General features: G+C 45.7%; 10 protein-coding genes and 1 pseudogene. 9 read left to right on the top strand and 2 right to left on the bottom strand.

From position 1 onward, the window contains the following. The 8 genes and pseudogenes from RIG66_RS34275 to RIG66_RS34240 all read left to right on the top strand — a co-directional run. Window positions 1–223: pseudogene (locus RIG66_RS34275) on the top strand (photosystem II D2 protein (photosystem q(a) protein)); the annotation flags it as partial. A 586-nt stretch (window positions 224–809) separates the two neighbouring features. Beyond that, the gene (locus tag RIG66_RS34270; protein ID WP_446384645.1) at window positions 810–1094 is read left to right on the top strand and encodes a 4a-hydroxytetrahydrobiopterin dehydratase; all 285 of its coding nucleotides are present in this window, start codon (window positions 810–812) and stop codon (window positions 1092–1094) included. 254 nt (window positions 1095–1348) lie between these two features. Then, window positions 1349–3187 (top strand): iron uptake porin, encoded by a 1839-nt coding sequence (locus tag RIG66_RS34265; protein WP_446384644.1) that lies wholly within the window; start codon window positions 1349–1351, stop codon window positions 3185–3187. 158 nt (window positions 3188–3345) lie between these two features. Continuing rightward, window positions 3346–3783 (top strand): RrF2 family transcriptional regulator, encoded by a 438-nt coding sequence (locus RIG66_RS34260; protein ID WP_446384643.1) that lies wholly within the window; start codon window positions 3346–3348, stop codon window positions 3781–3783. Between the two features lie 125 nt (window positions 3784–3908). Next, window positions 3909–4613, top strand: a complete 705-nt coding sequence (locus RIG66_RS34255; protein ID WP_446384642.1) for a J domain-containing protein — start codon at window positions 3909–3911, stop codon at window positions 4611–4613. 140 nt (window positions 4614–4753) lie between these two features. Then, a complete protein-coding gene (locus tag RIG66_RS34250; RefSeq protein WP_446384641.1) occupies window positions 4754–5626 on the top strand; it encodes a 6-pyruvoyl trahydropterin synthase family protein in 873 nt (290 codons plus the stop codon). A gap of 414 nt (window positions 5627–6040) precedes the next feature. Next, window positions 6041–6556 (top strand): CAAD domain-containing protein, encoded by a 516-nt coding sequence (locus RIG66_RS34245; RefSeq protein ID WP_006099737.1) that lies wholly within the window; start codon window positions 6041–6043, stop codon window positions 6554–6556. 119 nt (window positions 6557–6675) lie between these two features. Next, window positions 6676–6804 carry a hypothetical protein gene (locus tag RIG66_RS34240; protein ID WP_446384640.1) on the top strand — a complete coding sequence of 43 codons (129 nt, stop codon included), beginning with the start codon at window positions 6676–6678 and terminating at the stop codon, window positions 6802–6804. Between the two features lie 72 nt (window positions 6805–6876). On the opposite strand, the gene RIG66_RS34235 is transcribed toward RIG66_RS34240, so the two are convergent. Further along, the gene (locus tag RIG66_RS34235; protein ID WP_446384639.1) at window positions 6877–7290 is read right to left on the bottom strand and encodes a DUF309 domain-containing protein; all 414 of its coding nucleotides are present in this window, start codon (window positions 7288–7290) and stop codon (window positions 6877–6879) included. A 69-nt stretch (window positions 7291–7359) separates the two neighbouring features. Continuing rightward, window positions 7360–7725, bottom strand: coding sequence for a ferredoxin-thioredoxin reductase catalytic domain-containing protein (locus RIG66_RS34230; protein WP_446384637.1), 366 nt, complete (start codon window positions 7723–7725; stop codon window positions 7360–7362). A gap of 90 nt (window positions 7726–7815) precedes the next feature. Here RIG66_RS34230 and RIG66_RS34225 point away from each other — a divergent pair, with 90 nt between their 5' ends. After that, window positions 7816–7962: a hypothetical protein gene (locus RIG66_RS34225; protein WP_446384635.1), complete on the top strand. Its 147-nt coding sequence runs from the start codon at window positions 7816–7818 to the stop codon at window positions 7960–7962. Window positions 7963–8029 lie beyond the last annotated feature (67 nt).

Raw genomic sequence — 8029 nt, 5'->3', positions numbered from 1 at the left:
GTGGATGAGTTCAGTGGGTGTGATTGGCTTAGCGGTAAACCTGCGGGCGTATGACTTCGTGTCCCAGGAAATCCGGGCGGCGGAAGACCCCGAATTCGAGACATTCTACACCAAGAACATTCTGCTCAACGAAGGAGTCCGAGCTTGGTTGGCGCCTCAAGACCAACCCCACCAGAAGTTTGAATTCCCTGAGGAAGTTCTACCTCGCGGTAACGCACTCTAATAAGTTGGGTTTAGTCATCAACTTTGCTCCCCTGCCTTCGGGTAGGGGTTTTTTTCTGTTCATGGTTGATGGTTCAGAACTCAAAACTTGGTCAGGGCGGGTTTAAGTAGTCGGACAAAAGAAAACGGCACGCTCACGCCTGTTTTGTAAACAAGCCTCAAACCATTACACTTACAGATAAATGACGAATGACGAAAAACTTTCCTGGCTTCCCCTTGCCAAATCCAAATGGTGTGTTATTCTAATTAAAGGTGAATAAACACCAAATAACTAATCGGATTAAAAAACCGTACAGGGATTAAGGAGGTGATGCCCATGAGCGATAGTAGTAAAATTATGGGTCATCTGATTGGAGTTAGCCGGCTGTGCGCCGGGGCTGTTCTCTAACAGTTAGCTCAGTTCTCTTCGGAGAACTCATATATTGAGAAACTGGGCTGGTTAAGGAGTTCCTTCCGGCAGTCTGGTTTCAATCAGAAGACCCGCTAGACCGCTCTCACTATAAGTACTGAAGATTTTATCGAGGTACTTCCCGTGAGAGCGGATAGTTTTTTGGGAATTTTTTTAAGTTGAAGGTGGGAGAAAAGGTATGGCTGAATTACTCAGTGATTCAGAAATTCAAGAAAAAGTCAAGTCACTAGAAGGCTGGACTGTTGAAGGGAAAGAGTTACACACAACTCGCCAATTCAAAGATTTTGTCGAAGCGATCGCCTTTGTCAATAAGATTGTTGAACCAGCAGAAGCGGCTGGACATCATCCTGATTTAGCGATTTCGTATAACAAGGTGACCATCAGTCTAACGACCCATGATGCTGGGGGGTTGACAGCTAATGACTTTGAGATGGCTCAAACGCTGTCCAAGTTAAGCGCATAGCTGTAAAACGCGGATATGGCAAGGGCTTAAGTACCAGTTTAAAAAGCTTGACATCTAAGACTGCTTGTGTAATACAAGCAGCCATTTTAGATATATAATTGGCAGTATTAACAAAAGCTGACTGACTGGCAGATGGACAAGAGTTCCAAGATGAACCAGAAAATTAAGCGAAAAAATACCATCTGCCAATAGACGATGTACCATAGTGCGAGAAGGGCAATCAAATTCTTTCTGTAAAGGTGTGAGGACAGAAGATGTCGAAATTACTGTGGAAGTCTCTACTTATTAGCCCAGCGGTATTAGGTGTAACCTTGGTTGCATCTACGGTGGGAGTACGTGCAGCCGATAGCGCCAATCTGCCTATCGCTGACACTCAAACAGCAACGCCAGAAGTTCAGTTCGATGGTGTTGCTGATATTACGGTTTCAGAGGAAATTGCGGTTAATCCGGAACAGTTAACTCCAGCCAGTCTAGAGGTGAAGCCAGAGGCACAACCGACCTTGGCTCAAGCTGTACCTGCTGCGCCCAATGACGCTGAGATTTTAAATCAAATCAATGACTACAGCAGCGAAGGCGGAAACTCCAGCGGGCAAGTGACCAGTGTGGGTCAGTTACGCGATGTTTCTCCGGGAGACTGGGCGTATGAAGCGCTACGTAGCCTAGTCGAACGCTACGGTTGTATCGCTGGGTATCCAGATGGTACATACCGGGGCAATCGGGCGCTGACTCGTTACGAATTTGCCGCTGGTTTGAATGCTTGTTTGAATCAAATTGAGCGTTTGATTGGTACGGGTGGTTTTGACGAGACTGAGTTAGAAACCCTGCGGCGGCTGATTCAGGAATTTGAAGCGGAACTGGCGACGCTAGGAGCGCGAGTCGATAACCTAGAAGGTCGTGTGGCGTTCCTGGAAGATAATCAGTTCTCCACGACGACCAAGTTACGGGGTGAAGTAATTTTTGCGCTCACCGACGAGTTTAATTCTGACTTTGACAATAACACGGTCTTCCAAGACCGGGTTCGTCTAGAACTGAATACCAGCTTCACCGGTCAGGATCGTTTGGTGACTCGTCTAGCCGCCGGAAATGCTGAGCTACTTAATACTGGTACAGGTTTTAGCTCGACTCAGACCTTCAACATTGGCAACACCGGAAATAATGATGTCGTTGTAGACTGGCTAGCGTACTATTTCACCTTTGGTAGCTCAAAAATTTACGTGGCTGGCGCAGGCGGGATTCATAGTGACTATGCTCCTACCCTCAATCCTTACTTTGAAGATTATGACGGTGGTAATGGTGCGCTGTCTGCCTTTGCGTCCGAAAGCCCCATCTATCGCATCGGTGGCGGCGCCGGTGCAGCGATAAGTTTAGGCGCAGGCCCGCTAGAAAGGGTGTTGGGACCAAGTACGTTGACTGTGGGTTACTTGGCAGGTCCAGGCGCAGAAAATCCAAATGATGACTTGGGTATATTCAACGGTGAATATGCGGCACTAGCCCAGTTGAATTTCAACCTTGGCGATCGGATTGGTATTGGTGCGACTTACGTCCACGGTTATCATAACGCTGGCAGCGCCATCTTTGATATCGGTGGTGGTGGTGCAGACGAGTTTCCCAACTTTGGTGAGGGTATTGTTGGTACTGGGCTGGCTAATAACCCAGGTTCCTTTGTCGGGGACGCCAACGACCGAGTTCCTATGGTAACTAACAGTTACGGGATACAAGCAGCATTCCGCTTGAGTGAAACAATTTCAATTAGTGGCTATGGTGCCTACACCGATGCAATCCTAATTGGTCGAGGCGATAGTGAAATCTGGACGTATGGTGCTGGCGTAGCCTTGGCTGACTTGGGTAAGGAAGGTAACGTACTCGGTATTTTCGGCGGTGTACAACCCTACGCCGGAAGTATTAATACTCCAAGCGATAATTTTGGACGAGAGGATGACGAGTTACCCTGGCACGTTGAAGCTTTCTACAAGTACCAACTCACGGATAATATCTCGGTTACTCCAGGTGTCATCTGGCTGCTTAATCCCGATCAGAATGACGATAATGAAGATGCAGTCATTGGTACTCTGAGAACGACTTTTACGTTCTAAGTCAATTCCGCAAACGGCAAAACTAGCCGAAAAACTTAATTAATTGTCTAGCCCCGCCAGTAAGCGGGGTTTTTTCAGCTTGTCTAAGCTAAACCAACAAAGCCCACCGGAAAACCGGAGTATACTGGGAATGATTGCCCTGACATGAATCAATTTCTGTGGAACTCTCCTGTAAGACCGAATACACCCTACTGGCTCTCCTAGAACTCACGGGTCATTACAATCAGGGAGAACCCTTACAAATCCGACAGATTGCCGCGCAACAAAATATTCCCGATCGCTATTTAGAACAACTTCTGGCAACCTTGAGACGTGGCAATTTAGTCCGTAGCCAACGGGGGTCTAAAGGTGGCTACATTCTGGCGCGGGAACCCTGGACAATTACCCTATTGGATGTGATTAACTGCCTAGATGGTTCAACCGCAATAGCCTCTGATAGCAAAACAAGCGCGATAACAGAAGCCAGTGCGATCGTCCAAGAAACCTGGCAAGAAGTCCGCGATCGCACCAATGATATCTTGCGAGACTATACACTGCAAGATTTATGGGAGAAACTGAATAATAGGCAACAGTTGAACATTATGTATTACATCTAATATTACGATGTCCCTGTTCCCCGTTCCCTAACAAAGGATATAAGACGTAGCTTGCTTCTTTTTGGGAGCGAGTGTGACATAAGACGAATGACGTAGCTTGCTTCTCGCTTGCGCGAGTATGACAAATGACGAATGACAATCATTACCACACATTAGATATCCACCCGCAAGCAACAGCCCAAGAAATTAAGCAAGCCTACCGACGTTTAGCTAAACGCTTTCATCCCGATAGCCACACTGAAACCGCTAACTCGGAAAAAATTATCGAGATTAATGGGGCGTATGAAGTTCTCAGCGATCCTCAGCGACGCCATTCTTACGATCAACAGCTTTTCTATCCCCAGTTTTCAGCCAAACGCCGCAATCGCCAACAGCGCAACGAAGCAGCGCAAAAACAGTATCAACGTCAACGGGCGCGATCGTACAGTACTGACACTCACTTAGATATCTGGTTGCAGCAAGTCTATAAGCCAGTGAATCGATTGATTATTCCCATTCTCAAATCCCTGAATACTCAAATCAATCAACTCGCTGCTGATCCCTTTGACGACGAACTCATGGAAGACTTTCAGACGTATCTAGAAAACTGTCGTCAAGATCTCAATCAGGCTCAAATTACCTTTCGTTCCCAACCCAATCCCGCCCTTGTTGCTGGTGTTGCAGCAAACTTGTATTACTGTCTCAATCAGTTGGGAGATGGTATTGATGAGCTAGAACGGTTTACCTTCAACTACGACGAACATTACCTGCATACTGGTCAAGAACTCTTCAGAATCGCCACCAGCTTACGCCACGACGCTCAAGATGCCATTAAGCATCTAAATTATTAATTATAAATTCTATAATGAATGATTAACAAAAAACGAATTGCCAATGACAAAGGACGAATGACCAATTAACCAATATTCGTTTATTCTAGAAATAATGCTAATTTACAGAAATTTAAGATTCTGACTTGCCTCAAAAACGCATGAAATGCATCATTAACCGCCGCGCCCAGTTCTCCGCCAGTCATCGCTATTGGTTACCTGAACTGAGTGAAGCTCAAAACAAGCAGAAATTCGGTCGGGGTGCCCAGTTTCCCGGTCATGGACATAATTATGTCCTATTTGTTTCCCTTGAAGGTGACCTAGACGAATACGGTATGGTGCAAAACCTATCGCAAGTCAAAAAAGTGATCAAGCAAGAGGTCACCAGCCAATTGGACTATGCCTATCTGAATCACACTTGGTTAGACTTCCAGGAAACCCTACCTACGACCGAAAACATTGCGCGTGTCATCTGGCAAAAGCTAGCACCTTATTTGCCGCTTGTCAAGATACAGCTATTTGAACATCCAGAACTTTGGGCTGATTATTTAGGAAACGGAATGGAAGCATATCTCACCGTATCGACCCACTTTAGCGCCGCTCATCGGCTGGCTCATCCCCAACTCAGTTATGACCAAAACTGTGAAATCTACGGCAAATGCGCTCGTCCCAATGGTCATGGACACAATTATCATTTAGAGGTAACCGTAAAAGGGGAAATTGACCCACGTACTGGGATGATTGTCGATTTGGGAGCCTTGCAGAAGGTAATCGATGATTATGTCGTCGAACCCTTTGACCATACCTTCCTGAACAAAGACATCCCTTACTTTGACCAGGTTGTGCCGACAGCGGAAAATATTGCCATCTATATTCGGCAATTACTCCAGTCACCGATCCAAAAATTAGGAGCGAAACTGCATAAAGTTAAACTCATTGAAAGTCCCAATAACTCCTGTGAAGTCTATTGTACAGGTGAAATATCATCGGTAGAACCGGACGCGATCGCATCTCCTGTTCTAACATTTGTTTAGGGGAGAGTACCCCATCTACTCTATGATGATGTTGGTCTAGTAGTCAGCGATCAAACCCCTGCCCCTGCCTTCCATAGTCGTTAAGAGTATAGATCCCCGACTTTTTAGAGAAGTCGGGGATCTGGGTGCTGTTTGGCTTCCGGATGCTTCTTTCCCACTCACGTAACGAGTGAATAGAAGAGGGGAACATTGACATTCTCCCACCGTTAAATCAAAGATTGTAGCGGGATCATTCTCGCTGATTGAGGTAAATGAGCCAGGTATGGCAGAGTTTGAGTATCAGTTTTTTGCTTCCACCGAAGTCATGAGAAAAACTTTTGGTAAGATAGGCGAAAGCTTAATATTCTGCCTATTATACCCATCCTGCTCAGACAAACGATAAAATGTCCTACTTGAGGTCACAGTAGAGGAACTATGGAACCGAATCCACAAAAATCTGAATATACTGAGGGTAATCCCCCAGAGGTCAAGACGGCTCAAGCCGACGCTACAAAAAGCCCAGAGTCTAAAGTAGATGTCAATGTTGACCAACCTGGGACAGTTGCCCAACTCCCGCCTAATAATCAAGCCAAGCTTCCCGCTGCGGGTCAAACCACGGATCAAGCTTGGCAGGAATGGGTGCAGCCTGTGTTTGACTTCCTGTCCAAACTTCCGGCGATAATCAGTGCATTTTATTACGAGTACCAACAAGCCATCATTTTGATTGGTCTAGTGATAGCCGGCTTTATCACCGTGTATGTTACCCTCGCTGTACTGGATGCCATTAACGACATTCCTTTATTAGCCCCAATTTTTGAACTTGTTGGGATTGGTTACACAATCTGGTTTATTGCCCGTTATCTTTGGAAAGCTGAAAGTCGCCAAGAATTGGCTCAAGAGTTTGATTCTCTTAAAGGGCAATTGCTTGGTAAAGACTCGACTCAGAGTTAACTTACTCCCTATCCCTACCTGAATCTCGGATTTGGGTGGGGATAATTCTAAAAAACCAGTCCTGGGATTTAGGAATAAGAGCGGGTTTTGTTGTTCCGTTGTTGGTGAGGAGGGCGGGTTTGGTTGTTCCGTTATTGGTGAGGAGGGCGGGTTTGGTTGTTCCGTTATCGGTGAGGAGGGCGGGTTTGGTTGTTCCGTTATCGGTGAGGAGGGCGGGTTTGGTTGTTCCGTTATCGGTGAATAGCTGAATTTAGTCCCTAAACCCGCCCCTACAATTGTCCCTAAACCCGCCCCTACAGTCCTTAAACCCATCCCTACAATTAACTTAAATTAACTCGAATAATTTTAGGTAAACGAACAATTTCTGACGCCCCCTCCTGACTGAGTTGATTTGCTGTTAATGACTTTACTAAATCAGCAATGCCTTCTGCTCCGGTTTTTTGCAGGGTTTGCAAAAGCTGATAACTATGGTCAATTAACTCTGTAACCTGAATTTCCTCATAAATAGGTTGGTAGTCACCTAAGCGTCTAATTCCCTCCCCAAGCAAGATGACAGCGCCACGCCAGTTAAGATTATTGAGATGGTAGCAAGCTACCGAAATTTGTAATATACCTTGATAAAACTGTTTGTTTGGTTCGGCAGCCTCCATCCACAATGCCTCTAAGGTGTCATGACAGGCATAAAATTCCTGTTGATTAAATTGCTCGACACCTTGCCAAAATTGCTCAGTCATAGGTGATTAATTCCAGAGTATGAGTCATTGGTCATTTAGAGTTGAAAATGACCAATGACTTAAAGACAATTAAGCCATGCTATCTCGAATGGATTGAAGCTCCTCGATGGTAATTTCCTGCTGTTCTCCAGAAAATTCGTTGTCTGGTGTCAAAAACAACATACAGTGACATTCTTTGCGCTCACGCATGGGGATGCAAGGACAATTCCAGTAGGTGGCTTTCACCTCAGCTTCTTTGTCTTCGTAATGACGGCATGGACATAGGGGTGAACCTAAATCATCTTTGTGTTTCGCCAATCCTTCGATGACGACAGCCGTTACCGACGGGTCAGCACAAAAGTAGGTGCCCGTTCGTTTAGCATAAGTTTCGGCAAAATTCTTCATCGCCGCCAGTGTTTTCTCATTGGAAAGATTTGTGCTTTCTGATGTACTCATAAGTAAAATTCGCCAGATACCCTATTTCTTTGTGTGGTTGTTCACTTTTCTTTGCATTTTAACGCAAGCCTTCTAAGGAGTCGGATTTTCATGAAAGCTCGGTTGAGTAAGGGTGTCGGGTGTCGGGTGTCGGGATGGAATTGTCTGTTGGAGCCTAAAAAATCTCACACCTACCACCATTCACCTCACCTATTCATCCACAATGTTTTTTTCAAACAGGCTCCGTTTAATACATAGCTCCCCAAAATTGCTCGCTTTCCCCCACACCCCGTATCCTATCGTTGGTAATGTGGCTTAAGTTGAC

This window comes from Coleofasciculus sp. E2-BRE-01 (genome assembly GCF_040221695.1).
Lineage (GTDB): Bacteria > Cyanobacteriota > Cyanobacteriia > Cyanobacteriales > Coleofasciculaceae > Coleofasciculus.
This window is presented reverse-complemented; position numbering and strand designations above follow the sequence as displayed.

Coding starts and splice junctions, on each gene's coding strand:
- RIG66_RS34265 (WP_446384644.1), top strand. CDS start 1,349: ATGTCGAAATTACTGTGGAAGTCTCTACTTATTAGCCCAGCGGTATTA.
- RIG66_RS34270 (WP_446384645.1), top strand. CDS start 810: ATGGCTGAATTACTCAGTGATTCAGAAATTCAAGAAAAAGTCAAGTCA.
- RIG66_RS34245 (WP_006099737.1), top strand. CDS start 6,041: ATGGAACCGAATCCACAAAAATCTGAATATACTGAGGGTAATCCCCCA.
- RIG66_RS34225 (WP_446384635.1), top strand. CDS start 7,816: ATGAAAGCTCGGTTGAGTAAGGGTGTCGGGTGTCGGGTGTCGGGATGG.
- RIG66_RS34255 (WP_446384642.1), top strand. CDS start 3,909: ATGACGAATGACAATCATTACCACACATTAGATATCCACCCGCAAGCA.
- RIG66_RS34250 (WP_446384641.1), top strand. CDS start 4,754: ATGAAATGCATCATTAACCGCCGCGCCCAGTTCTCCGCCAGTCATCGC.
- RIG66_RS34230 (WP_446384637.1), bottom strand. CDS start 7,725: ATGAGTACATCAGAAAGCACAAATCTTTCCAATGAGAAAACACTGGCG.
- RIG66_RS34235 (WP_446384639.1), bottom strand. CDS start 7,290: ATGACTGAGCAATTTTGGCAAGGTGTCGAGCAATTTAATCAACAGGAA.